The organism is Streptococcus sp. Marseille-Q5619, from assembly GCF_946901205.1.
Taxonomy (GTDB): Bacteria; Bacillota; Bacilli; order Lactobacillales; family Streptococcaceae; genus Streptococcus.
This window is the reverse complement of sequence record NZ_CAMPPO010000002.1, coordinates 241919-265806: the sequence shown is the minus strand read 5'-3', so window position 1 is coordinate 265806 and position 23888 is coordinate 241919. Positions and strand designations below refer to the sequence as shown.

Genomic DNA, 23888 nt, shown 5'->3' with positions numbered 1-23888 from the left:
ATCATGACAAAATTAAGAGAAGATATCCGTAACATTGCGATTATCGCCCACGTTGACCACGGTAAAACAACCCTCGTTGACGAATTATTGAAACAATCAGAAACGCTTGATGCACGTACTGAATTGGCAGAGCGTGCTATGGACTCAAACGATATCGAAAAAGAGCGTGGAATTACCATCCTTGCTAAGAATACAGCTGTTGCTTACAACGGAACTCGTATCAACATCATGGACACACCAGGACACGCGGACTTCGGTGGAGAAGTTGAGCGTATCATGAAAATGGTTGACGGTGTTGTCTTGGTCGTAGATGCCTACGAAGGAACCATGCCACAGACTCGTTTCGTATTGAAAAAAGCCTTGGAACAAGACCTTGTGCCAATCGTGGTTGTTAACAAAATCGACAAACCATCAGCTCGTCCAGCAGAAGTAGTGGACGAAGTCTTGGAACTTTTCATCGAGCTTGGTGCAGATGACGACCAGCTTGACTTCCCAGTGGTTTATGCTTCAGCGATCAACGGAACTTCTTCATTGTCAGATGATCCAGCTGACCAAGAAGCTACTATGGCACCAATCTTTGACACGATTATCGACCATATCCCAGCTCCAGTAGACAACTCAGATGAGCCTTTGCAGTTCCAAGTATCACTTTTGGACTACAATGACTTCGTTGGACGTATCGGTATCGGTCGTGTCTTCCGTGGTACTGTTAAAGTTGGGGACCAAGTTACCCTTTCTAAACTTGACGGTACAACTAAAAACTTCCGTGTTACTAAACTCTTCGGTTTCTTTGGTTTGGAACGTCGTGAAATCCAAGAAGCAAAAGCGGGTGACTTGATTGCCGTTTCTGGTATGGAAGACATCTTTGTCGGTGAAACCATCACTCCAACAGACGCAGTTGAAGCTCTTCCAATCCTACACATCGATGAGCCAACTCTTCAAATGACTTTCTTGGTCAACAACTCACCATTTGCTGGTAAAGAAGGTAAATGGGTGACTTCTCGTAAGGTGGAAGAACGCTTGCAGGCAGAATTGCAAACAGACGTCTCCCTTCGTGTTGACCCAACTGATTCACCAGATAAATGGACTGTTTCAGGACGTGGAGAATTGCACTTGTCAATCCTTATCGAAACAATGCGTCGTGAGGGTTATGAACTTCAAGTATCTCGTCCAGAGGTTATCGTAAAAGAAATCGATGGTGTTAAATGCGAACCATTTGAACGTGTTCAAATCGACACTCCAGAAGAATACCAAGGGTCTGTTATCCAAAGCCTTTCTGAACGTAAGGGTGAAATGTTGGATATGATTTCAACTGGTAATGGTCAAACTCGTTTGGTCTTCCTTGTTCCAGCGCGTGGGTTGATAGGTTACTCAACTGAGTTCTTGTCAATGACTCGTGGTTACGGTATCATGAACCATACCTTCGACCAATACTTGCCATTGATTCCAGGGGAAATTGGTGGTCGTCACCGTGGTGCCCTTGTTTCTATCGACGCTGGTAAGGCTACAACTTACTCAATCATGTCTATCGAAGAACGTGGTACGATCTTTGTCAACCCAGGTACTGAGGTTTATGAAGGAATGATCATCGGTGAAAACTCTCGTGAAAATGACTTGACAGTTAACATCACTAAGGCGAAACAAATGACCAACGTTCGTTCAGCTACTAAGGATCAAACAGCTGTAATCAAGACACCTCGTATCTTGACCCTTGAAGAATCTCTTGAGTTCTTGAACGACGACGAGTACATGGAAGTAACGCCTGAGTCTATCCGTTTGCGTAAACAAATCCTTAACAAGGCAGAGCGTGAGAAAGCTAACAAGAAGAAAAAATCAGCTGAATAAGAGCTAGAAAGAGAGAAAGATGGTCTATTTAGTCCTAGGAATTTTACTGCTCCTACTCTATGTATTTGCGACACCAGAAAGCATTAAAGGAACAGTCAATATCGTCGCTATGGTATGTATTTTAGTGGCACTCTTGGTTTTGTTGGCTCTATCTTTTCTGAAAATTTTTCAATTACCAACAGAAATGTTCCTAGCAATAGCCATGTTAATCCTAGCTTACTTTAGTGTGAGAGACATCACACTCATGCCAGTCAAAAAAAGTAAAAGAAGATAAAAAAGAGAGTTTTGGCTCTCTTTTTTTGGTAGGAATTTTACAATAGTTTGAATTGTTTTTTACTATAACATCATCTCTTTTGCTTGGATAATATGAATGGGAAAAACTGGAATAAAATTCGTTAATGACATCTATTTTTAAGGGAACTATAAAATTCTATTACTAACAATATTTTAGTGAAATATGTTGATAGATTATATAGAAAGTGATATACTTAAGTTATAAGAAATCGTTTTCAAAATAAGAAAGGATTAAATTTATACTCAATGAAAATCAAAGAGCAAACTAGGAAACTAGCCGCAGGCTGTACTTGAGTACGGCAAGGCGACGTTGACGCGATTTGAAGAGATTTTTGAAGAGTATTGTTGTCTTGGTGCTCAGGGTGTAATGGATTAAACTAGGAAAATAATTCTAAGAATTTATAAAAGATAAAATCTTTTTCTATAGGGTTATTCTCTTATACAAGGAGTCTACTATGAAGAAACTATTCATATTATTATCAACTTTTTTTCTCAGCTTCTTCCTTGCTTGGATTATTGTCTTACGTGCGCCACAATATTTATATGCAAGCTATGATTCCGTCTCCTTACTTCGTGTCAAAAAAGATACTCAGGAACCGACGCGTGAGGTATTTGAACAGGAATTGGAGAATTTTGCAAACTCAGAACAGAGTTTAATAGCTAGAAGAATTGTAGAGCCGAGTAAGGATGGGACGACTCACTTTACTTATGCAACTTATGGTCAGGGAACTTTACCAAAAGAATTCCAAGAAGCTAGTCAAGAAAGTCGTGAACGTAGTGATCCACTAAATAGTTATCTCCTTTTATCAGGCTCCTTGACAAAAGAAAAGCTTGCCGATAAATTAGGGGATTTGGGTTATAAAGCAATTGCTGACCGGAAGACACCGCCCTATTCTCTTGCTTTTCGAATGTTACTAAATCCCCTTATTTTAATTAGTTTAGCAATATTTGGCTTATCTTTCTTTGCTTTAGTGATTATCACTCGGATTAAGGAAATGAGAGCAGCAGGTATAAAACTCTTTTCTGGTCAGACTCTCTTATCCATTATGGGGCATTCATTATCGACTGATATTAAGTGGCTCCTTCTATCAGCCCTCCTTTCCTTCCTAGGTGGGGGAGTCGTTCTTTTTAGTCAAGGTTTGTTTTATCCTATCTTGTTAGCCACCTATGTTTTTGGGATTAGTTTCTATCTGTTGTTTTTATTGGGTATTTCAATTTTACTAATGCTCCTTTATCTAATGAGTTTGAGTTATAAAGCATTAGTTCCTGTTATTAAGGGGAGATTACCCCTTAAACGCTTGATGGCTTTAACCCTATTGTGTCAGTTAGTAGCTGTTTTTACAGTAGGCTACGCTGTTAAGACAGGCTTGACGTCTTACCAACGATTGAAAGAACTTGAAATTTCAAAACAAGCATGGCAGGACAGAGCAGATTATTATCAAATTTCTTTTGGTTTAGGTGATAGAGGAAAAGATACAGAAAATCTGAATAAGTGGTATGAATTTTCCAAAGAAGCAGTTGAAAAAGAACAGGCTCTATTTGTAAAAGATAATCTCATTCATTTTGCAAATCCTCAAAGAAAAAATAAAAACGGAGAGACACTGGATACCTATAGTCCAGATGCTAATGTTCTTTATGTCAGCCCAAGTTATTTGGACAAGGAAAATGTGACTGTAAATGATGAGACTAGACAGAAACTAGCCCATCTTCAAAAAGGTGAATTTGGACTCTTACTACCAGAATCTCTTCGTTCACAGGAAGCAGAACTTAAGAAAGCTTTTGAAGAGAGTTTGAGTTATTATGGAAAATCTGGTGAGGAGGCAAGTGCTCCTTTAGAGTATGAAATGAGAGCGATTGTTAGCTATCTTCCAACTGGAGAAAAGCGATTTATTTATAATAACGGTGAAAGTCCAGTATCTATCCAGTACTTAACCGATCCAATTTTAGTTGTATTTACTCCAACATCTACAGGTGATAGTATCATTTCCAAATTTAGTTGGTCTATCAATGCTGGAAAACAACTCTTTATCAAAGGATATGAGAGTGGGCTAGAACTCTTAAAGAAAGCTGGAATTTATGAGCAAGTATCCTATCTTAAAGAAGGAAGAAGTGTTTATCTAACTCGTTATAATGAAGTTCAAACTGAAACAGCAACTTTAATCTTAGGAGCTATTGTTGGGATAGCCAGTTCCTTATTACTCTTTTATTCTGTCAATCTTCTATATTTCGAGCAATTCCGCCGAGATATCTTGATTAAACGAATTTCAGGTTTACGATTTTTTGAAACACATGCTCAGTATATGGTTAGTCAATTTGCCAGTTTTGTATTTGGTGCTAGTTTCTTTATTTTAAGCAGTCGAGACTTGGTGATTGGCTTGCTCACTTTATTAGTCTTTCTAGCTAGTGCAGTTTTGACGCTTTACCGTCAAGCTCATAAAGAATCTCGTGTTTCTATGACAATTATGAAAGGAAAATAGGATGATTGAACTAAAGAATATATCTAAAAAATTTGGAAGCCGTCAGCTATTTTCAGATACGAATCTTCATTTTGAAGGTGGGAAAATTTATGCCTTAATCGGTACAAGTGGCTGTGGTAAGACAACACTCTTGAATATGATTGGACGATTAGAGCCATATGACAAAGGACAAATCATCTATGATGGTACTTCTCTTAAGGACATCAAGCCTTCTGTTTTCTTTAGAGATTACTTAGGATACCTATTTCAAGATTTTGGCTTAATCGAAAGCCAAACCGTCAAAGAGAACCTCAATCTGGGTTTAGTTGGTAAAAAGTTGAAAGAAAAAGAGAAAATTTCTTTGATGAAACAAGCTCTAAACCGTGTTAACCTCTCTTATTTAGATTTAAAGCAACCTATCTTTGAATTATCAGGAGGAGAAGCACAACGTGTTGCACTAGCGAAGATAATTTTAAAGGATCCACCTTTGATTCTCGCAGATGAACCAACCGCTTCACTAGACCCCAAAAACTCTGAGGAATTACTTTCTATCCTAGAGTCTTTAAAAAATCCGAATCGAACTATTATTATTGCGACCCACAATCCTCTGATTTGGGAGCAAGTAGACCAAGTCATTCGAGTTACCGATTTATCACATAGATGATAAGGTAAGATTCATACTCAATGAAAATCAAAAAGCAAACTAGGAAGCTAGCCGCAGGCTGTACTTGAGTACGGCAAGGCGAAGCTGACGTGGTTTGAAGAGATTTTCGAAGAGTATCATTTAGAAGAAAGAGTCACAAACACACTTTGTGGCTTTTTTATTTCCATAAAAATGGTAAAATAGTAGGAGTAGAAATGGAGTTCGAGACATGAAAGTAATAGATCAATTTAAAAATAAGAAAGTCCTTGTTTTAGGTTTGGCCAAGTCTGGTGAATCTGCAGCTCGTTTGTTGGACAAGCTAGGTGCCATTGTGACAGTAAATGATGGGAAGCCTTTCGAGGACAATCCAGCTGCGCAAAGTTTGCTGGAAGAAGGGATTAAGGTCATTACAGGTGGCCATCCTTTGGAACTTTTGGATGAAGAGTTTGCCCTTATGGTGAAAAATCCAGGCATCCCATACAGCAATCCCATGATTGAAAAGGCTTTGGCAAAGGGAATTCCAGTCTTGACTGAGGTAGAATTGGCTTACTTGATTTCAGAAGCGCCAATTATCGGTATCACAGGTTCAAATGGAAAAACAACCACAACGACTATGATTGGGGACGTTTTGACTGCTGCTGGTCAACATGGTCTCTTATCAGGAAATATCGGCTATCCAGCTAGTCAAGTGGCTCAAACTGCGTCAGACAAGGACACTCTTGTTATGGAACTTTCTTCTTTCCAACTTATGGGCGTTCAAGAATTCCATCCTGAGATTGCGGTTATTACCAACCTCATGCCAACTCATATCGATTATCATGGTTCTTTTGAGGAATATGTAGCAGCCAAGTGGAATATCCAGAACAAGATGACAGCGGCTGATTTCCTTGTCTTGAACTTTAACCAAGACTTGGCAAAAGAATTGGCTACTAAAACACAAGCTACAGTTGTACCATTCTCAACACTTGAAAAGGTTGATGGAGCTTATCTGGAAGATGGTCATCTCTACTTCCGTGGAGAAGTGATTATGACAGCCAGCGAAATCGGAGTTCCAGGTAGCCACAATGTAGAAAATGCCCTTGCGACGATTGCTGTAGCCAAGCTCCGTGGTGTAGATAACCAAACTATTAAAGAAACTCTTTCAACCTTTGGTGGTGTCAAACACCGTCTCCAATTTGTGGATGAAATCAAGGGTGTCAAATTTTATAATGATAGCAAGTCAACCAATATCTTGGCTACCCAAAAAGCCTTGTCAGGATTTGACAACAGCAAGGTCATCTTGATTGCCGGTGGTTTGGACCGTGGCAATGAGTTTGACGAATTGGTGCCAGATATTACTGGACTCAAGAAGATGGTCATCCTCGGTCAGTCTGCAGAACGTGTCAAACGGGCAGCAGATAAGGCTGGTGTGGCTTATGTGGATGCGACTGATATTGCAGATGCGACCCGCAAGGCCTACGAGCTTGCGACTCAAGGAGACGTGGTTCTTCTCAGTCCAGCCAATGCCAGCTGGGATATGTATGCTAACTTTGAAGTACGTGGCGACCTCTTTATCGACACAGTAGCGGAGTTAAAGGAATAATATGAAAAAAATTGTCTTTACAGGTGGGGGGACGGTTGGACACGTGACCCTCAACCTTTTGTTAATGCCCAAGTTCATCGAAGATGGTTGGGAAGTCCACTATATCGGGGACAAGCGTGGGATCGAACACCAAGAAATCCTCAAGTCGGGTCTAGATGTCACCTTCCATTCCATTGCGACTGGCAAATTGCGTCGCTATTTCTCTTGGCAAAATATGCTGGACGTCTTCAAAGTTGGCTGGGGAATTGTCCAATCGCTCTTTATCATGTTGCGACTTCGTCCACAGGCCCTTTTTTCAAAGGGAGGCTTTGTCTCAGTGCCGCCAGTTATCGCTGCGCGTGTGTCTGGAGTTCCTGTCTTTATTCACGAATCTGACCTATCTATGGGCTTGGCCAATAAAATCGCCTATAAATTTGCGACGAAGATGTATTCAACCTTTGAGCAAGCTTCAAGTTTGACTAAGGTTGAGCATGTGGGAGCAGTGACCAAGGTTTCAGATCAAAAAAATCCAGAACCCGATGAATTGGTGGATATTCAAACCCACTTTAATCCCCAATTGCCAACTGTATTGTTTGTCGGTGGTTCTGCAGGTGCTCGTGTCTTTAACCAATTGGTGACAGACCATAAGAAAGAACTGACAGAACGCTACAATATTATCAATCTAACTGGAGATTCTAGCCTGAACGAGTTGAGCCAAAATCTCTTTCGTGTCGACTATGTGACCAATCTCTATCAACCCTTGATGGAATTGGCTGATATTGTTGTGACACGTGGTGGTGCCAATACGATTTTTGAGCTCTTGGCCATGGCAAAATTACATGTTATTGTGCCACTTGGTCGTGAAGCTAGTCGTGGAGACCAGATTGAAAATGCGACTTACTTTGTAAAAAAAGGCTATGCAGAAGAGCTTCAAGAAAGTGATTTGACCTTGGATAGTTTGGAAGAGAAGCTTTCTCACTTACTAAGTCACAAGGAAGATTACCAAGCTAAGATGAAGGCTTCAAAGGAATTGAAATCTCTAGCAGATTTTTATCAACTATTGAAAAACGATTTATCATAAGGAAAGTAAATGTCAAAAGATAAGAAAAAAGAGGGCAAAGAAATCCTCGAAGAATTTAAAGAGTTATCAGAATGGCAGAAACGAAACCAAGAATACCTAAAAAAGAAGGCTGAAGAAGAGGCAGCCCTAGCTGAGGAGAAAGAAAAGGAAAGACAAGCTCGAATGGGAGAAGAAACTGAGAAATCAGAGGACAAGCAGGACCAGGAGAGTGAAACAGACCAGGAAGATGAAGAATCAGCTAAGGAGGAGTCTGAGGAAAAAGTAGCATCCTCAGAGGGTGACAAAGAGGAAGAAGAGAAAGAAGAATCAGGGTCTAAAGAGGACGAGGAACAGGATAAAAAGCTTGCTAAAAAGGCTACAAAAGAAAAACCAGCCAAAGCAAAGATTCCTGGTCTCCATATCTTGCGAGCTCTAACGATTTTATTTCCAAGTCTGCTTTTATTGGTTGTCTCTGCTTATTTGCTCAGTCCTTATGCGACCATGAAGGATATTCGTGTTGAGGGAACGGTGCACACTACGGCTGATGATATCCGACAGGCTTCAGGCATTCAGGATTCGGATTATACGATTAATCTTTTGCTAGACAAGGCAAAATATGAAGAGCAGATTAAGTCTAACTATTGGGTTGAATCAGCTCAGCTTGTTTATCAATTTCCAACCAAGTTTACTATAAAGGTCAAGGAATATGATATTGTGGCCTACTATGTTTCTGGAGAAAGTCATTATCCTATTCTTTCCAGTGGTCAGCTTGAGACCAGTTCTGTGAGCTTGGTTAGTCTGCCAGAAACCTATTTATCTGTTTTCTTTAATGATAGTGAACAAATCAAGGCTTTTGTCTCAGAACTTGCTCAAATTAGCCCAGAACTTAAGGCAGCTATCCAAAAGGTGGAACTAGCCCCAAGCAAGGTCACATCAGATTTAATTCGATTGACTATGAATGATTCGGACGAAGTCTTGGTTCCCCTTTCTGAAATGAGTAAGAAACTGCCTTATTACAGCAAGATTAAACCTCAATTGTCAGAACCGAGTGTGGTCGACATGGAAGCTGGAATTTACAGTTACACTGTGGCGGATAAATTGATTATGGAAGCTGAGGAAAAAGCCAAACAAGAGGCTAAGGAAGCCGAGAAAAAGCAGGAAGAAGAACGTAAACGTTTAGAAGAAGAACAGAAAAAACAAGAGGAAGAGAGCAATCGAAATCAAACAAGTCAGCGTTCATCGCGTCGTTAGGTTTAGCTTTTCTCCTATAGCTCTTTGGTTGCCATGTTTTTACTTGACAAGTGCTAGTAGAAATAATAGAATAATAGAAAACCTTTAAAGCAGTCCAGAGAGGCAGCTAAGGTTAGACGGTGAAAGGGTGGAGACTACCCATTTTTCGTGGAACCTTGCTGTTGGCAGGTTCCTTTTTTCGTGGTTTCTGTTGGCCAGACTCTCTCACTAGCAAAGGTAAAAGGAGAAACCTATGCGAGAACATCGTCCAGTCATTGCTCTTGATTTTTCTAGTTTTGAGGTGGTCAAGGAATTTTTAGCTCTTTTCCCAGCAGAAGAAAGCCTTTATCTAAAGGTAGGAATGGAGCTTTATTACGCAACGGGTCCTGAGATTATTTCCTATTTAAAAAACTTGGGACATAGCGTCTTTCTTGATCTCAAACTTCATGATATTCCCAATACAGTCAAATCAGCCATGAAGGTCCTATCTCAGCTTGGTGTGGATATGACCAATGTTCATGCTGCTGGGGGTGTAGAGATGATGAAGGCTGCGCGTGAAGGTCTGGGGACACAAGCCAAATTGATTGCAGTTACGCAGCTTACATCAACGTCAGAAGCCCAGATGAAGGATTTTCAAAATATCCAAACCAGCCTGCAAGAGTCTGTGATCCACTATGCTAAGAAGACAGCTGAAGCGGGATTAGATGGTGTCGTTTGCTCAGCTCAGGAAGTTCAACTCATCAAGCAGGCCACCAATCCAGATTTTATCTGTCTGACACCAGGGATTCGCCCTCAGGGGGCTGCAGTTGGAGACCAAAAACGCGTGATGACGCCAGCAGAGGCCTATCAAATCGGTAGTGACTATATCGTGGTGGGACGTCCCATTACTCAAGCTGAAAATCCTGTTGCAGCTTATCATGCTATCAAGGATGAATGGAACCAAGACTAGAATTAAAGAATAGATTAGAAAAACAAAAGGAGAAGACCATGACACTTGCTAAAGATATCGCTAGCCACCTCTTGAAAATCCAAGCCGTTTACCTCAAACCAGAGGAGCCTTTCACTTGGGCATCTGGTATCAAGTCACCCATTTATACGGATAACCGTGTAACGCTTGCCTATCCAGAAACTCGTACTCTCATTGAAAATGGTTTTGTGGATGCTATCAAAGAAGCCTTTCCAGAGGTTGAAGTGATTGCAGGAACTGCGACAGCAGGGATTCCTCACGGAGCCATTATTGCTGACAAGATGAATCTGCCATTTGCCTACATCCGTAGCAAACCAAAAGACCACGGTGCTGGTAATCAAATCGAAGGTCGCGTAGCTCAAGGTCAAAAAATGGTAGTGGTTGAAGACCTCATTTCAACTGGTGGTTCTGTTCTTGAAGCCGTAGCCGCAGCTAAACGCGAAGGAGCAGATGTACTTGGAGTTGTAGCGATTTTTAGTTACCAATTGCCAAAAGCAGATAAGAACTTTGCAGATGCTGGTGTTAAACTTGTGACGCTTTCTAACTACAGTGAGCTCATTCATTTAGCCCAAGAAGAAGGGTATATCACGCCAGAAGGCTTGGATCTCCTAAAACGCTTTAAAGAAGACCAAGAAAATTGGCAAGAGGTGTAAAAAATCAAAAGACTAAAAGGTTAAAAATTATACTATTCTGTCATATCAGGTGTATGAATGGCAAGATTCAAGTTGTTAATGTTTTTTACGTCAATTGTTTAAGTTTTAGATTTGCTTGGCTTGCTCTTATATAAAAAGTAGCACACGTCATGAAAGTTACAAGGGTTAAAGTATAATCCATAAACATGGTCAGATCCCTTTTCTGAGATGTTGAAATTTCTTGCTGATCCCAGTCTTTTCAGTGATTTTAGCGTCAAGTTCTTTTTAGTTTTGAAAGATTATCCGTGAATTTCTTGGTTATTTATGATAAAATGGGAGTATCGCAAAAAATGACTCATCGTATTCAATTTTGAGTAAAACTAGGAGGATCCCATGTCTACAGAACATATGGAAGAACTAAATGACCAGCAGATCGTTCGCCGTGAAAAAATGGCTGCGCTCCGTGAACAAGGAATCGATCCCTTTGGAAAACGCTTTGAACGTACTGCAAATTCACAAGAATTAAAAGATAAATTTGCTGACCTCGATAAAGAACAATTACATGATAAAAACGAAACAGCTACTATCGCAGGACGCTTGGTAACCAAACGTGGTAAAGGTAAAGTAGGTTTTGCCCACCTTCAAGACCGTGAAGGTCAAATCCAGATCTACGTTCGTAAGGATGCTGTCGGTGAAGAAAACTACGAAATCTTCAAAAAAGCAGACCTTGGTGACTTCCTTGGTGTCGAAGGTGAAGTGATGCGTACGGATATGGGAGAACTCTCTATCAAGGCTACTCACATCACACACTTGTCTAAGGCTCTTCGTCCTCTTCCTGAGAAATTCCATGGTTTGACAGACGTTGAAACAATTTACCGTAAACGTTACCTTGACTTGATTTCTAACCGTGAAAGCTTTGAACGCTTTGTCACTCGTTCAAAAATCATCTCTGAAATTCGTCGTTATCTTGACCAAAAAGGTTTCCTTGAAGTGGAAACGCCTGTTCTTCATAACGAAGCTGGTGGTGCTTCTGCCCGTCCATTTATCACCCACCACAATGCCCAAAACATTGACATGGTACTTCGTATCGCGACTGAGCTTCACTTGAAACGCCTTATCGTGGGTGGTATGGAACGCGTCTATGAAATTGGCCGTATCTTCCGTAACGAAGGAATGGATGCTACTCACAACCCTGAATTTACTTCTATCGAAGTTTACCAAGCTTATGCAGACTTCCAAGACATCATGGACTTGACGGAAGGCATTATCCAACATGCTGCTAAAGCTGTTAAAGGTGATGGTCCAGTCAACTATCAAGGTACTGAAATCAAGATCAACGAACCATTTAAACGTGTTCACATGGTGGATGCTATCAAAGAAATTACTGGTGTCGATTTCTGGCAAGACATGACTTTGGAAGAAGCTAAAGCTATCGCTGCTGAGAAGAAAGTTCCAGTTGAGAAACACTACACTGAAGTTGGTCACATCATCAATGCCTTCTTTGAAGAGTTTGTTGAAGAAACCTTGATCCAACCAACCTTTGTCTATGGACATCCAGTAGCTGTATCTCCACTCGCGAAGAAAAATCCTGAAGACCAACGCTTTACTGACCGTTTCGAGCTCTTCATCATGACTAAGGAGTACGGTAATGCCTTTACTGAGCTCAACGACCCAATCGACCAACTTAGCCGTTTTGAAGCCCAAGCTAAAGCCAAAGAACTTGGTGATGATGAAGCGACAGGAATCGACTATGACTACATCGAGGCTCTTGAATACGGTATGCCACCAACAGGTGGTTTGGGAATCGGTATCGACCGTCTCTGCATGCTCCTCACTGATACAACTACTATCCGTGATGTATTGCTCTTCCCAACAATGAAATAAGCTCTTATCCTCTGGTACTTGCCAGGGGATTTTTTGATGAAAAAAGAGACTGAATTTAAGGAGAAAATGAAGTATAGTGTATTGAAGTTGAAATAGTACACTTTGACTTCTAAGACATTGTTAGAAATTGGTTTAAATTCCCTAATCAATTTGCGCATGTTTTATTTCATTTTACGATAGTATGCTGAAACTTTTCAAAAAGTACTAGAAATTGACTTGGATTCTCCAATTGATTTGTTCAGATTCACTATAAATAAAAATTAATAAGTGGGATAGGAAGTTAGCGTCAACTAGGATAGTATCTTGCTTAAACAGTATATATGGGATTGATATAAGTCCCTAGGCCCTATTAGAGGATGTTCTGGTGTCTTATTCACTTGTTTTTTATAGCATTAGTAGATAGAATCAGCAAATAAAAAAGTAGTTCAAATGCCTGGTAGCAAAAGATCTCAACGATTCACTTAATGTAGACTAAAGTTTAGAGTTTAAGGAAAGTAGGGATAGTATATTGTATGAAAAAATAAGATGGTTTTTAAGCAAAACTCTTGAAAATGATTGAAAAAAGAGTTATTATAGTTGTATAGTAAAAAGCAAACGCTTACTTAATCAAGGAGGACAGTTTATGTCATACAAAACAAGCAATGCAGAAGGTCATGTAGATTTCATCAATACCTATGATTTGGAGCCAATGGCGCAACAAGTGATCCCTAAAGCAGCCTTTGGTTATATCGCTAGTGGGGCGGAAGATACTTTCACTTTAAGAGAGAATATCCGCGCCTTTAACCACAAACTCATCGTTCCTCATACACTTTGCAATGTAGAAAATCCAAGTACAGAGATTGAGTTTGCAGGCGAAAAATTGTCTTCACCAATCATTATGGCGCCTGTTGCGGCTCATAAATTAGCGAATGAACAGGGTGAAGTGGCGACTGCGCGTGGTGTGCATGAGTTCGGTTCTCTTTATACAACCAGTTCTTACTCTACTGTTGACCTTCCAGAGATTTCTGAAGCCCTTCAAGGGACACCTCATTGGTTCCAATTTTACTTTAGTAAAGATGATGGCATTAACCGCCACATCATGGATCGTGTGAAGGCTGAAGGTTATAAAGCGATTGTCTTGACAGCAGATGCTACTGTAGGGGGCAATCGTGAGGTGGATAAGCGTAATGGCTTTGTCTTCCCAGTTGGCATGCCGATTGTTGAAGAATACCTGCCAGAAGGTGCTGGTAAATCAATGGACTTTGTTTACAAATCAGCTAAACAACGCTTGTCTCCACGCGATGTAGAATTTATCGCTGAATACTCAGGACTTCCTGTGTATGTCAAGGGACCACAATGCCGTGAGGACGTTGAACGTTCGCTTGCTGCGGGAGCATCTGGTATCTGGGTAACCAACCACGGTGGACGCCAAATCGACGGTGGACCAGCTGCCTTCGACTCACTTCAAGAAGTAGCAGAAGCAGTTGATAGACGTGTGCCGATTGTCTTTGACTCTGGTGTTCGCCGTGGTCAACACGTCTTTAAAGCCTTGGCTTCAGGAGCAGACTTAGTAGCTATTGGTCGCCCGGTTATCTATGGCTTGGCTCTCGGCGGTAGTGTTGGTGTGCGTCAAGTCTTTGAACACTTGAATGCGGAATTGAAGACAGTCATGCAGTTGTCTGGAACTCAGACTATTGAAGATGTCAAACACTTCAAGCTCCGTCACAATCCATACAACCCAACTTTCCCAGTTGATCCTCGTGACTTAAAATTGTATTGATAAAATAGATTGCCTCCACTGAATGTGGAGGTTTTTCTTCGTGTATTGGAAGAATAAATAGCTATCAAAAACTATATAAAGATATTTTTCGGTCAAATATCTTGCTAGGGCTTTCATTTTTTGCTATACTGGTGCAGTAATTAAATAATAAAGACATTTGGGGTGCTTTAAGCTGAGATGATACCCATTGAACCTGATACAGTTAAGACTGGCGAAGGGAAATGTGAAACGTTTTTTCGTATGGCGAAATGAACGATCTAATCTTGTAAGTCAACTCTAATTCTTGATTGTAATTGGAGTTTTTTTGTTTATATAAACTGGATAGGTTTGTTTAGGTAGCTCTCTGCAAATGCCCTCAATGTTCTTTAAAAGGATCAAGTGGAATTAGGATTTTACTTGGTATCTCTTGGTGTTTTATTGATTACTAAGGAGTAAAGAGAGGAAAAAATAAATATGGAAACACAGGTTTATGCATTTGAGCCAGGTTTGACTGTTGGAGAATTATTAAAAAATAGTCAGAAGGATTGGCAGGCTGCAAGCAATCATCGTTTTGTCAAGGAACTTTTTGCGGGGACAATTGAGAATAAGGTCTTAAAAGACTACCTGATTCAAGATTATCACTTCTTTGATGCCTTCTTATCTATGCTGGGTTCCTGTGTAGCCTACGCAGACCAGCTTGAATCCAAGCTTCGTTTTGCCAAGCAACTAGGCTTTCTTGAAGCAGATGAAGATGGTTATTTCCAAAAGGCTTTCAAAGAGTTAAAAGTATCTGAGAATGACTATCTGGAAGTGAGCTTGCACCCTGTAACAAAAGCCTTTCAGGAGCTTATGTATTCTGCTGTGTCATCATCAGACTATGCTCATCTTTTGGTCATGCTGGTCATTGCAGAAGGTCTCTATTTAGACTGGGGTTCTAAAGATTTGGCTCTACCTGAAGCCTACATTCATTCGGAATGGATCAATCTCCACAGAGGTCCTTTCTTTGCAGAGTGGGTTCAATTTCTTATTGACGAACTCAATCGTGTTGGGAAAGGTAGAGAAGATTTGACAGAACTTCAGCAACGCTGGAATCAAGCAGTTTCTTTAGAATTAGCCTTTTTTGATATTGGTTACGATGTCTAGGGAAAGTTCAGGGTACTGACAAATTTGACGAGGTAAATCATTCAATGTAACTGAAAAAAATTCTCAACTAAAGATAGAGATAAATCGAAATCAGTAGATCGTATAAAGTGAAAAGGAAGGATTTCAATATGACAAGTTTAAAATTATTAAAAGAAAAAGCACCTTTGGTCATTTGCATCACCAATGATGTAGTAAAAAATTTCACAGCAAATGGATTAGTAGCACTGGGTGCCTCACCAGCTATGAGCGAGTACCCAGCAGACTTAGAAGATCTATTAAAATATGCTGGAGGATTATTGATTAACATTGGGACTTTAACGGATGAAAATTGGAACTTATACCAAGCTGCTCTGAAAATTGCAGAGAAATATAATGTCCCAGCAGTTTTAGATCCTGTAGCCTGTGGAGCAGGAGAATATAGAAAAAAAGTAGCAGATGATCTAATCAACAATTATAAACTAGCAGCGATTAGAGGAAATGCTGGCGAGATTGCCTCTTTAGTAGGAATAAATGTGGCATCTAAAGGAGTAGATAGTGCGGGCGTAGATAATATTGATGAGATTGCTCTAGCAGCCAACGCTAAGTTTCATATTCCAATAGTAGTGACTGGAGAAGTTGATGCGATTGCTGTTAATGGAGAAGTGGTAACGATTCATAATGGTAGTGCCATGATGCCAAAAGTTATTGGGACAGGATGCTTATTAGGTGCTGTAATAGCAAGCTTTATCGGACTTGAAAAAGGTCAAGAATTGAAATCATTAGAAACAGCAATGTTGGTTTACAATATCGCTGGAGAAATGGCAGAAAAACGCCCCAATGGGCATCTTCCTGGGACATTTAAAGTTGAATTTATAAATGCCTTATATGAGATTACAGATGAAGATGTAAAGGAATTCAAAAGAGTGAAGTAAAATGTTTCATAAAGAATTACTAAAACTATATTTTATTTGTGGAACGACTACTTGCCAAGGTAAAGATCTATATAGAGTCGTTGAGGAAGCCTTAAAAGGTGGTATAACCTTATTTCAATTTCGTGAAAAAGGGGAGGGAGCCTTAGAAGGTAAAGAAAAAGTCGAAGTAGCAATTAAACTACAGGATCTTTGTAAAAAATACAATGTTCCGTTTATTGTTAATGATGATATTGATTTGGCGATGGAAATTGACGCTGATGGCGTACATGTAGGACAAGATGACCTTGGAGTTGATGAAATTAGAAAATTGATGCCAGATAAAATAATTGGTCTTTCTATAAAAAACGAGAAAGAATTTCAACAGTCAAAAGTTGAATATGTAGATTATGTTGGTGTTGGTCCTGTATTTGATACCCAGTCAAAAGATGATGCTGGTGGTGCTATAGGTTATGAAGGTCTTAAATTGATGAGAAAACTATTGCCACAAATGCCCTTAGTTGCAATTGGTGGGATACAGACGCAACATATTAAAGACATTATGAAGACCAATGTTGACGGCGTTTCAATCATTTCAGCAATATCGTATGCAAAAAATATAGAAAAAACTGTTCGGGAAATGAGTGAACAATAGATATAGATCTAACCCAAGAAAGATCTGCTGTCTTTGTGAGTGCAAGGCTATATTTTCAGTTCAATTTCTTGAACTAGTATAAAATGTGTGTTATAATAATCACATAATTAAATAATAAAGACATTTGGGGTGCTTTAGGCTGAGATGATACCCATTGAACCTGATACAGTTAAGACTGGCGAAGGGAAATGTGAAATGTTTTTTTCGTATGTCGAAAAGAACGGTCTAATCTTGTAAGCTAAACTCTAATTTCTATCTGTAATTAGAGTTTTTTCTTTTACGAAACTGGATGAAGGTGATATAAAGCCTTTTGGTAGCTCACCTTGAGTGCCCCACTTTTCTTTAAAAAAAGGAGTTTTTTTATGTTGAAAAAATGGCAGTTAAAAGATGTTATCTTGCTTGCTTTCTTGTCTATCTTTTTTGGTGGGGTTTTCGTTGGTTCAGGATATGTGTATAATATTCTCAGCCTACTCTTAACACCTCTTGGTTTACAGGCTTTTGCCAATGAAATCCTTTTTGGACTCTGGTGTATGGCTGCGCCCATTGCTGCCATCTTTGTTCCGAGAGTCGGAAGTGCAACGATTGGAGAAGTGCTAGCTGCGCTTGCTGAAGTCCTTTATGGTAGCCAATTCGGTCTAGGTGCCCTTTTGTCCGGCTTGGTTCAAGGTTTGGGAAGTGAACTTGGTTTTATCGTAACTAGAAATCGCTATGAAAGTTGGCTCTCTCTAACTGCTAATAGTATTGGGATTACGCTTGTTAGCTTTATCTATGAATACATTAAGTTAGGTTACTACGCCTTTTCACTTCCGTTTGTCCTTTCCTTGCTTGTGGTACGTTTTATTTCTGTTTATTTCTTCTGTACCATTTTGGTTCGTGCCATTGTCAAACTCTATCATCAGTTTGCAACTGGAGGAAAGGCATAGATGGGGCTGGAACTACGAGCGATTCAGTCCCCAATTTTTTCGGAACCGCTTGATTTTACTTTTCATGAGCAAGCTTTTACCTTGTTAGTTGGGAGCAGTGGGTCTGGAAAATCGAGCCTCTTTCAAGTTATTGCCCAAGTTAGTTCTCTTCCCTATAGCGGTCAAGTACTGATAGATGGGAGCGAAGTCAGTCAGCTTTCTATCATCGAACGTGTCCAAACGATTGGTATTCTCTTTCAAAATCCCAATCATCAATTTACCATGGAGAACTTGTTTGAGGAGCTGATTTTTACCTTGGAGAATATCGGCTATCCCGTTCAGGAAATTGATTCTAAAATAGCAGAGGTTGTCCAGCAATGTCGTTGCAAGGACATCTTGCACCGTCCCATCCATCACTTATCAGGTGGAGAAAAGCAAAAGGCTGCTTTGGCTGTTCTCTTTGCTATGAATCCTAAGGTCTATCTCTTAGATGAGCCCTTTGCTTCCATTGACCGCAAGAGTAGGATAGAAATCTTGGAGATTCTAAAAGAGTTGGTCTTTGATGGGAAGACAGTTATTTTATGCGACCATGATTTATCTGATTATGAAGCCTATATCGACCATATGGTGGAGCTAAGAGTTGGACAACTAAGGGAAGTATTTCAAATCCCTTCCTCTGAGATGACACAGGTTTCTTCAAAGAATGTTGCTTCTAGTCCAGAATTATTCCATATGGATCGAATGACTTGTGAGCTGGATAAGCGCTCCCTCTTTTCGATTGCGGATTTTACATTTTACCAAGGAATTTCCTGTATTTTGGGTGATAATGGTGTCGGGAAATCAACCCTCTTTCGGTCTATTCTTCAATTTCAAAAGTATAAAGGACGAATTACTTGGAAGGGGACAGTCCTGAAAAAGAAAAAGAGTTTGTATCATGACCTGACGGGTGTGGTTCAGGAAGCTGAGAAACAGTTTATCCGAGTCAGTCTGCGAGAGGAACTTCAATTAGATGGACCTGATTCTGAAAGAAATCAACGAATTTTCCAAGCTTTACAATATTTTGATCTGGAGCAGGCACTCGATAAGAGTCCCTATCAATTAAGTGGTGGCCAGCAAAAGATTCTTCAGCTCTTGACCATCTTGACCAGTAAGGCTTCTGTGATTTTGCTAGATGAACCTTTTGCAGGTTTGGATGATAGAGCTTGCCATTATTTCTGTCAGTGGATTGTGGAGGAGAGTAATCAAGGAAGAAGTTTTCTGATCATTAGCCATCGTTTAGATCCTTTGATCTCTGTGGTTGATTATTGGATTGAGATGACTAGTCAGGGTCTTCGTCATGTGAAAGCAGTGACCATTACCAAACCACTCACATCTCAGAGTAGCAATATCCAAGGGGAGGTGAGATAGTATGGTCAAAGTAGCAACCCAGACACCGATTATCAGTCTCTTCTTGCTGATCTTATCCTTGGAAACATCTTTCATTCCTTCGATTGCTCTGAATCTTTCGGTAGTCGCATTCTGTATTCTCTTTATGCTCTATTACCATCGATTTAAGATGTTGGCTTGGATGTTTCTGCTTGCCATTTTACCATCTTTTGCCAACTACTGGGCAGTTCATTTGTATGGAGATGCTTCTCAGGCAGTCATACTTGGAACGAGGGCCTTTGTGACAGTTTGTATCGGACTTGTCTTTATTTCCTCTATTTCACTAAAAGAGCTTCTCTTGTACTTGGCTCAAAAGGGGCTATCACGCTCTTGGTCCTATGCCTTGATTGTGGTATTCAATTCCTTCCCCCTCATTCAGCAAGAAATCAAGTCCCTAAAAGAAGCTTGCCTATTACGTGGTCAAGAACTGCATTTTTGGTCGCCCTTGATTTACAGCAAGGTTCTGATGACAGTCTTTAGGTGGCGCCATCTTTACCTGAGAGCCCTGTCGGCGCATGGATATGACGAACATGCACAGGTGGAGAATCGCTATCGGACTTTTTATATTCCTCAAAGGACAATATTCATCTACCTGCTTTTCTTTTTATTACTTCAAATCAGTCTATTTTTATAAAGGAGTTATTATGGAATTTACAGATATTGCGATGGAATTATCCAAGGAAGCTTGGCAGGCTTCCTTTCATCATCCCTTTATTTTACAATTACAAGAGGGAAATTTAGCCCCGTCCATTTTCCGCTATTACCTGATTCAGGATGCCTACTATCTGAAGGTCTTCTCAGAAATCTATCACCTCTTGGCTGAAAAGACTTCCAATCAAGAGATGAAAAGACTCTTGAAACAAAATGCTCAGAGTCTAGTGGAGGGTGAGTTATTTATCCGCCAACAATTTTTCAAGGAATTGGAAATCAGCGATCAGGAAATGGAGCAACATCCAATCGCTCCAACCTGCTATCATTACATTTCTCATATTTATCGGCAATTTGCAGAGCCAAACTTGGGCATTGCCTTTGCAAGTTTGCTACCTTGTCCTTGGTTATACCATGATATAGGAAAATCACTTAATCTTAAACCATCACCAAATCCTCTCTACCAACAATGGATTGAAACTTATATTACGGATGAGTTAGAGCAACAGATCAGAGAGGAGGGAGCGCTGGTCAATCAGCTCTATCGAGAAAGTGATGAGATAGATAAGCAAAAAATGCTAGATGCCTTCCACATCAGTGTTCATATGGAAGCCAAGTTTTGGGAAATGGCCTACCAACACCAGACATGGAAGAGCGATTTACAGTCTTTAGAAAAAGGAGAAGAATAGAAGCATGAGAAAGCACCAATTACAAGTTCACAAATTAACCATTTTATCCATGATGATTGCCCTTGATGTAGTTCTTACACCTATCTTTCGGATTGAGGGAATGGCACCGATGTCCAGTGTAGTCAATATTCTAGCAGGAATCATGATGGGACCTGTTTATGCTTTGGCTATGGCTACAGTCACAGCCTTTATCCGTATGACGACTCAAGGGATTCCACCTTTAGCTCTTACAGGAGCAACTTTTGGAGCCCTCCTGGCAGGTCTCTTTTATAAGTATGGTCGAAAATTTCATTATTCCGCTCTAGGAGAGATTGTGGGAACAGGTATTATTGGTTCTATTGTTTCCTATCCTGTTATGGTACTCTTTACAGGATCAGCTGCTAAGCTTAGCTGGTTTATCTACACTCCTCGATTTTTTGGAGCAACCTTGATTGGTACAGCGATTTCCTTTATTGCCTTTCGATTTTTAATCAAGCAGGAATTTTTTAAAAAAGTGCAGGGATATTTCTTTGCTGAAAGGATAGATTGATGCAGGCATTGACAAATCCTTTTCCTATAGGCTCTAGTTCCCTCATTCACTGTATTACCAATGAGATTTCTTGTGAGATGCTGGCAAATGGGATTTTGGCTCTGGGATGCAAACCTGTCATGGCAGATGATCCCCGTGAGGTTCTTGATTTTACTAAGCAAAGCCAGGCTCTCTTCATCAATTTAGGGCATTTGTCAGCTGAGAAGGAAAAAGCAATCCGCATGGCAGCTTCTTATGCAACTCAAGTTTCTCTCCCAATGGTAGTAGATGCAGTTGGCGTAACGGCTTCCTCCATTCGTAAGAGCTTAGTTAAAGACATTTTAGACTATAGACCTACGGTCCTTAAAGGAAACATGTCAGAAATTCGAAGTCTTGTTGGCTTAAAACACCATGGCGTTGGGGTCGATGCGAGTGCTAAAGACCAAGAAACTGAGGATTTACTTCAAGTCTTGAAAGACTGGTGTCAGCTTTATTCTGGTATGTCATTCTTAGTTACTGGCCCTAAGGACCTCATCGTTTCGAAGAATCAGGTCGCTGTATTGGGAAATGGCTGTGCAGAATTAGACTGGATAACAGGGACAGGAGACTTGGTTGGAGCCTTGACAGCTGTTTTTCTCAGCCAAGGAAAGACTGCATTTGAAGCTTCGTGTTTAGCAGTTTCTTATTTCAATATTTCTGCTGAGAGAATAGTTGTTCAAGGACTGGGATTGGAAGATTTTCGCTACCAAGTACTCAATCAGCTTTCGCTCCTCAAAAGAGATGAAAACTGGCTAGATGCTATCAAAGGAGATGTTTATGAATAGAGAGGCGCTTAGACTGTATCTGGTAACCAATCGCTATCAAGATTCCGTGGAAAGCTTTCTTGAAAAGGTTGAGACGGCCTGCCGTTCAGGGGTTACCATAGTCCAATTACGAGAAAAAAATCTCACAACCAATCAATATTATCAACTGGCAAAACAAGTCAAGGAAATAACAGATGCTTATCAGGTACCCTTGATCATCGATGATCGGTTGGATGTTTGTCTTGCGGTTGATGCAGCAGGTCTGCATATCGGAGATGATGAATTACCCGTTTCGGTTGCCCGACAAGTCTTGGGACCTGAAAAAATCCTCGGTGTCACCGCTAAAACAATAAAAAGAGCTCTGGAAGCAGAAACATCAGGTGCAGATTACTTGGGGACAGGAGCCATTTTCCCAACCACGACCAAGGAAAATGCGCCCATTACTCTGATATCGACCTTGAAAACAATTTGCCAAACGGTTGCCATTCCAGTAGTTGCTATTGGAGGCCTGACTTCAGAGAACATTGACCAGCTTATGGGCACTGGCATAGCTGGTGTAGCTGTTGTACGTGATTTGATGCAGGCAGAAGATATTGAGGCAAAAACGCAAGCCTTTTTAACAAAGTTGGATGACATTATTTCCTAACTAATACTCGATGAAAATCAAAGAGCAAACTAGGAAGCTAGCCGCAGGTTGCTCAAAGCCCTGCCTTGAGGTTTTAGATAAGACTGACGACGTAGTTTGAAGAGATTTTCGAAGAGTATAAAAACTCTCTAATTCCCTTAAAGTGGGAACTAGAGAGTTTTTTCTTAATCTTTAAAAGTTGTATGGTTGACTGGGCCAGAACCATGACCAAGTTGAGGAGCATCTTGGATGGCTTTCGTAATAAAGGCCTTGGCCTTATCAACTGCCTGATAGAGAGTTTTGCCCTTGGCTAGTTCAGCCGTAATCACTGCAGCAAAGGTACACCCAGTACCATGGGTGTGACAGGTTTGAATTCGTGGGCTTTCCCAGACAAATTGCTCATCCTTGGTAAAGAGGAAATCTTTAGCACCACCTTCGAGATGGCCGCCTTTGACAACAACAGACTGAGGACCAAACTCTTTTAAAATCAGGTGACCGGCACGCTGCATGTCTTCGGGGTCATGGATTGAAAAACCAACAATCTCTTCTGCCTCAGGAAGATTTGGCGTAATAATAGTTGCTAGAGGTAGTAAGTTTGTTTTGAGATAGTCTCTAGCACTTGAGTCGATCAAGGCATCTCCGCTAGTCGCTACCATAACTGGATCTAAAACATAGGGACAATCCAGCTTTTTAAGATAGGGCTGGATGATTTCCATAATTTCAGTAGTTGCTAACATCCCAGTTTTTACAGCCTGAGGTGGAATATCCGAAAAGACACTGTCCAATTGGGCTTTCAACATTTGAGGAGAAACGTGCTCGATCAATTGAACGCCTCTGGTATTTTGAGCGACAAGACTGGTTACAACAGCCATTCCATAGACATCTCTCGCTTGGAATGACTTTAAATCAGCCATAACGCCAGCACCGCCACTAGGGTCAGTCCCTGCAATGGTCAAAGCAACGGGTAAATAAGTCATCTAAAACCTCCCAACCAACTGAAGTTTGTATTCTTAAGAACAAGCTGGTCTGTTTTAGAAAGGTAATAGAAGACTGCTAGTCCCCATTATCATTTCCACTTCCATCAGCTAGCATTACCTAGATTGAGTCAAAGGGTCTAACAGTTGTTAATCTCAGCTTTACGCACCCCTAGTGGTTGTTTTCTTTTTTCTTTAGTATAGCATATTTTTATTGTTTATATAGTAATATTTGACTGCAAATCCTTTATCAAATGGTTAAAATTCAATTTTTCAAAGAAAAGATTGATTTTATAATTGACAAACGTAGATTTTGATA

General features: G+C 40.3%; 22 protein-coding genes and 3 riboswitches. Of the genes, 21 read left to right on the top strand and 1 reads right to left on the bottom strand.

All coding sequences use genetic code 11. The features are described from left to right. Positions 1-3 precede the first annotated feature (3 nt). The 21 genes from typA (at position 4) to thiE (OC530_RS02350) (ending at position 22616) form a co-directional block, all read left to right on the top strand. Positions 4-1845 (top strand): translational GTPase TypA, encoded by a 1842-nt coding sequence (gene typA, locus OC530_RS02450; protein WP_000164111.1) that lies wholly within the window; start codon positions 4-6, stop codon positions 1843-1845. Between the two features lie 19 nt (positions 1846-1864). Then, on the top strand, positions 1865-2119 hold the full coding sequence (locus OC530_RS02445) for a DUF3165 family protein (RefSeq protein WP_023932983.1): 255 nt from the start codon (positions 1865-1867) through the stop codon (positions 2117-2119). A 475-nt stretch (positions 2120-2594) separates the two neighbouring features. Beyond that, entirely contained in the window at positions 2595-4616 is a 2022-nt protein-coding gene (locus tag OC530_RS02440; protein ID WP_262079180.1) for a bacteriocin-associated integral membrane family protein, read from the top strand. A 1-nt stretch (position 4617) separates the two neighbouring features. After that, complete coding sequence (locus tag OC530_RS02435) at positions 4618-5259, top strand: ABC transporter ATP-binding protein (protein ID WP_000571283.1); 642 nt, start codon at positions 4618-4620, stop codon at positions 5257-5259. Between the two features lie 208 nt (positions 5260-5467). After that, complete coding sequence (gene murD, locus OC530_RS02430; RefSeq protein WP_262079179.1) at positions 5468-6820, top strand: UDP-N-acetylmuramoyl-L-alanine--D-glutamate ligase; 1353 nt, start codon at positions 5468-5470, stop codon at positions 6818-6820. A gap of 1 nt (position 6821) precedes the next feature. Further along, positions 6822-7880, top strand: coding sequence for a UDP-N-acetylglucosamine--N-acetylmuramyl-(pentapeptide) pyrophosphoryl-undecaprenol N-acetylglucosamine transferase (locus tag OC530_RS02425; RefSeq protein WP_262079178.1), 1059 nt, complete (start codon positions 6822-6824; stop codon positions 7878-7880). 9 nt (positions 7881-7889) lie between these two features. Then, entirely contained in the window at positions 7890-9110 is a 1221-nt protein-coding gene (locus OC530_RS02420; protein WP_262079177.1) for a cell division protein FtsQ/DivIB, read from the top strand. Between the two features lie 232 nt (positions 9111-9342). Next, a complete protein-coding gene (gene pyrF, locus OC530_RS02415) occupies positions 9343-10038 on the top strand; it encodes an orotidine-5'-phosphate decarboxylase (RefSeq protein WP_262079176.1) in 696 nt (231 codons plus the stop codon). 38 nt (positions 10039-10076) lie between these two features. Then, the gene (gene pyrE / locus OC530_RS02410) at positions 10077-10709 is read left to right on the top strand and encodes an orotate phosphoribosyltransferase (protein WP_138335561.1); all 633 of its coding nucleotides are present in this window, start codon (positions 10077-10079) and stop codon (positions 10707-10709) included. Positions 10710-11081: 372 nt separating this feature from the next. After that, complete coding sequence (lysS, locus tag OC530_RS02405; RefSeq protein WP_088791010.1) at positions 11082-12572, top strand: lysine--tRNA ligase; 1491 nt, start codon at positions 11082-11084, stop codon at positions 12570-12572. Between the two features lie 622 nt (positions 12573-13194). After that, a complete protein-coding gene (lctO, locus tag OC530_RS02400; protein WP_000120722.1) occupies positions 13195-14331 on the top strand; it encodes an L-lactate oxidase in 1137 nt (378 codons plus the stop codon). Between the two features lie 148 nt (positions 14332-14479). After that, a riboswitch (TPP riboswitch) is annotated at positions 14480-14568 on the top strand. Positions 14569-14784: 216 nt separating this feature from the next. Next, positions 14785-15453: a TenA family protein gene (locus tag OC530_RS02395; RefSeq protein ID WP_262079169.1), complete on the top strand. Its 669-nt coding sequence runs from the start codon at positions 14785-14787 to the stop codon at positions 15451-15453. A gap of 128 nt (positions 15454-15581) precedes the next feature. Continuing rightward, positions 15582-16364: a hydroxyethylthiazole kinase gene (thiM, locus tag OC530_RS02390; protein ID WP_262079167.1), complete on the top strand. Its 783-nt coding sequence runs from the start codon at positions 15582-15584 to the stop codon at positions 16362-16364. A gap of 1 nt (position 16365) precedes the next feature. Next, the gene (gene thiE / locus OC530_RS02385) at positions 16366-16995 is read left to right on the top strand and encodes a thiamine phosphate synthase (RefSeq protein ID WP_101514665.1); all 630 of its coding nucleotides are present in this window, start codon (positions 16366-16368) and stop codon (positions 16993-16995) included. Between the two features lie 115 nt (positions 16996-17110). Continuing rightward, positions 17111-17199, top strand: a riboswitch (TPP riboswitch). Positions 17200-17357: 158 nt separating this feature from the next. Then, complete coding sequence (locus OC530_RS02380) at positions 17358-17918, top strand: ECF transporter S component (RefSeq protein WP_050108240.1); 561 nt, start codon at positions 17358-17360, stop codon at positions 17916-17918. Continuing rightward, positions 17919-19304, top strand: a complete 1386-nt coding sequence (locus OC530_RS02375; RefSeq protein ID WP_262079161.1) for an ABC transporter ATP-binding protein — start codon at positions 17919-17921, stop codon at positions 19302-19304. 1 nt (position 19305) lies between these two features. Further along, entirely contained in the window at positions 19306-19956 is a 651-nt protein-coding gene (locus OC530_RS02370) for an energy-coupling factor transporter transmembrane component T (protein WP_262079159.1), read from the top strand. 10 nt (positions 19957-19966) lie between these two features. Beyond that, on the top strand, positions 19967-20659 hold the full coding sequence (tenA, locus tag OC530_RS02365) for a thiaminase II (protein WP_262079157.1): 693 nt from the start codon (positions 19967-19969) through the stop codon (positions 20657-20659). A gap of 4 nt (positions 20660-20663) precedes the next feature. After that, positions 20664-21188, top strand: coding sequence for an energy coupling factor transporter S component ThiW (gene thiW, locus OC530_RS02360; protein WP_081530025.1), 525 nt, complete (start codon positions 20664-20666; stop codon positions 21186-21188). Further along, positions 21188-21991 (top strand): hydroxyethylthiazole kinase, encoded by an 804-nt coding sequence (locus OC530_RS02355; RefSeq protein ID WP_262079154.1) that lies wholly within the window; start codon positions 21188-21190, stop codon positions 21989-21991. The genes thiW and OC530_RS02355 overlap by 1 nt, the downstream gene beginning before the upstream one ends. Beyond that, complete coding sequence (gene thiE, locus OC530_RS02350) at positions 21984-22616, top strand: thiamine phosphate synthase (protein ID WP_262079152.1); 633 nt, start codon at positions 21984-21986, stop codon at positions 22614-22616. Before OC530_RS02355 ends, thiE (OC530_RS02350) begins: the two co-directional genes overlap by 8 nt. Positions 22617-22780: 164 nt before the next feature. Here the strand turns inward: thiE (OC530_RS02350) and thiD are convergent, their stop codons facing one another. Beyond that, positions 22781-23572 carry a bifunctional hydroxymethylpyrimidine kinase/phosphomethylpyrimidine kinase gene (gene thiD, locus OC530_RS02345; protein WP_262079150.1) on the bottom strand — a complete coding sequence of 264 codons (792 nt, stop codon included), beginning with the start codon at positions 23570-23572 and terminating at the stop codon, positions 22781-22783. Positions 23573-23655: 83 nt separating this feature from the next. After that, positions 23656-23753, bottom strand: a riboswitch (TPP riboswitch). Positions 23754-23888 lie beyond the last annotated feature (135 nt).